Annotated in this window: 4 protein-coding genes; all 4 read left to right on the forward strand. The window is 70.9% G+C overall.

What is annotated here, in order from left to right:
• Positions 1-298: tRNA (adenosine(37)-N6)-threonylcarbamoyltransferase complex ATPase subunit type 1 TsaE (locus VFU06_13335; GenBank protein HEU5210370.1), on the forward strand; the 298-nt coding region annotated here is incomplete at its 5' end.
• Positions 295-1,053, forward strand: coding sequence for a tRNA (adenosine(37)-N6)-threonylcarbamoyltransferase complex dimerization subunit type 1 TsaB (gene tsaB / locus VFU06_13340; protein ID HEU5210371.1), 759 nt, complete (start codon positions 295-297; stop codon positions 1,051-1,053). The genes VFU06_13335 and tsaB, both read left to right, overlap by 4 nt.
• The gene (rimI, locus tag VFU06_13345; GenBank protein ID HEU5210372.1) at positions 1,050-1,535 is read left to right on the forward strand and encodes a ribosomal protein S18-alanine N-acetyltransferase; all 486 of its coding nucleotides are present in this window, start codon (positions 1,050-1,052) and stop codon (positions 1,533-1,535) included. The genes tsaB and rimI overlap by 4 nt, the downstream gene beginning before the upstream one ends.
• Positions 1,535-2,342 (forward strand): porphobilinogen synthase (gene hemB, locus VFU06_13350; GenBank protein ID HEU5210373.1); only part of this gene is annotated, 808 nt, incomplete at its 3' end. The genes rimI and hemB, both read left to right, overlap by 1 nt.

Raw genomic sequence — 2,342 nt, forward strand, 5'->3', positions numbered from 1 at the left:
GGTGTTCCGCTACCAGACCGCCTCCGGCCGCACCGTCGCGCACCTCGACCTCTACCGGCTGAACGACCCCGAGGACGTGTGGGAGCTCGGCTGGGAGGAGCTGAGCGACGGCGAGGAGATCACGCTGCTGGAATGGCCGGAGCGCGCCGGTGAGCTGGTGCCCGGGGATCGCTGGGACGTCACGCTGCGCCACGGTGCGCTGCCCGAGCTGCGGGCGGTCACGATCGAGGCCGTTGGCGACGCGCCGCCGATTCCCGCTGCGCTGGCCGAACGCGCATGGGGCGCGGAGGCACAATGAGCGGCGAGCGCTTCGTCCTGGCAATGGACACCGCGACCGCGCCGGGCGGTGTCGCGCTCGGCCGCGGCCCGGACGTGCTGGTCGAGGTCAGCCTCGGCATCGCGGAGCGCCACTCCGAGCTGCTGCTGCCCGCAATCGACTTCGTGCTGAACGCAGCGCGTGTCTCGATGAACGACGTGGACGCGATCGTCTGCGGCGCAGGACCCGGTTCGTTCACGGGCGTCCGCATCGCCGCGGCAACAGCCAAAGGCCTCGCGCACGTGCGCGGCACTCCGCTGTTCGCGTACTCCTCGCTGCTGGCCGCGGCCACTGCTGCCGCCCCCGCGGACAGCACCGTGTGCGCGCTGTTCGATGCGCGCCGCGGCGAGGCGTTCGCCGGGTGCTGGCGCTTCGACGGGCAGCGCTCCGAGGCACTGCTCGAGCCGGGTGCCGACGACGTCGCAGCGATCGTCGCACGACTGGCGACGCACGATCCGCTGTACGTCGGCAACGGCGCGGAACGGAACCGCGCGCGCATCGAGGAACGCGGCGGCCGCGTTGCACACGGGGCGATCGGCGGGTGCGCGGGCGCGCTGGTGCGGATCCATTCGATGCACGAGGATGCGATGCCCGTCGACGCCGCGCACTGGCAGCCCGATTACGTGCGCGCGCCGCACGTGACCGTGCCGCGCGACATGCGCAAAGGCGACGATGCAGGCGCAGGGGCGTCGCATGCTGCTGCTGTACCGGCCGACGAGCGCGGGGGCACTGCATGACCAGCACGGAGCGCGCGACGCGCGGGACACTGCCACCCGACATCGTAATCCGCGCGATGACGTTCGCCGATCTGCCGACCGTGTTCGACATCGAGCTGGACAGCTACAGCATGCCGTGGGGCGACGAGACGTTCCGCGGCCTGCTGCGCCGGCGCGATGCGGAAGCACTGGTCGCCGAGCAGCACGAGGAGGTGATCGGCTACGCGATCTACTGGTGGGTCGCGGACCAGGCCGAGCTCGGCAACGTCGCCGTGGCTGCAAAGGCGCGCGGGCAGGGCGTGGGTGCCGCGCTGGTGAATGCCGTGGTCACGCGCGCGCTGCGCCGCGGCGCGCGCGAGCTGTTCCTGGAGGTGCGACCGTCGAACCGCGTCGCACAGCGGCTCTACGAGCGGCTCGGCTTCCTGCCGGTGGGCCGCCGCCGCAACTACTACGCACGACCGACCGAGGATGCGCTCGTCATGCGACGCGCGCTGGAGGAATAATGATGTCGTCCTTTCCGATCTACCGTCCGCGCCGGCTGCGCCGCACCGAGACGCTCCGCAGCCTGGTGCGCGAGACCATCGTTCGACCGCAGGACCTGGTGCTGCCGCTGTTCGTGGTGCCGGGCAGCAATGTGCGACGTCCTGTCGGTTCGATGCCGGGCGTCTTCAACACGTCCGTCGACGAGACCGTCCGCGACGCGCGCGAGGCGTGGGAGCTGGGCATCCCCGCCGTGCTGCTCTTCGGGATCCCGCCGCACAAGGACGAGGTCGCGAGCGGCGCGTTCGGCGAGGAGGGCATCGTGCAGCAGGCGGTCCGCGCCATCAAGCGCGAGCTGCCCGAGCTGCTCGTGATCACCGACGTCTGCCTGTGCGAGTACACGTCGCACGGCCACTGCGGCATCGTGCGCGACGGCGCCGTCGTCAACGACGAGACGCTGGAATTGCTCGCGCGCCAGGCGCTGCACCATGCGCAGGCGGGTGCAGACATCGTCGCGCCGAGCGACATGATGGACGGCCGCGTCGGTGTGATCCGCGCGCTGCTCGACGAGGAGGGCTTTGCCGAGACCGCGATCCTCGCGTACTCGGCGAAGTATGCGTCCGCATTCTACGGTCCGTTCCGGGAGGCAGCCGATAGCGCGCCGCAGTTCGGCGACCGGCGCGCCTACCAGATGGATCATGCCAACGCGGAGGAAGCGATCCGCGAGGTCGCGCTGGACATCGAGGAGGGCGCCGACATGGTAATGGTCAAGCCCGCCCTCGCCTACCTCGACATCATCCGCCGCGTCAAGGACGAGTTCGGCTACCCCC

Source organism: Longimicrobiales bacterium (assembly GCA_035764935.1).
Taxonomy (GTDB): Bacteria; Gemmatimonadota; Gemmatimonadetes; order Longimicrobiales; family RSA9; genus DASTYK01.

Coding starts and splice junctions, on each gene's coding strand:
- tsaB (HEU5210371.1), top strand. CDS start 295: ATGAGCGGCGAGCGCTTCGTCCTGGCAATGGACACCGCGACCGCGCCG.
- rimI (HEU5210372.1), top strand. CDS start 1,050: ATGACCAGCACGGAGCGCGCGACGCGCGGGACACTGCCACCCGACATC.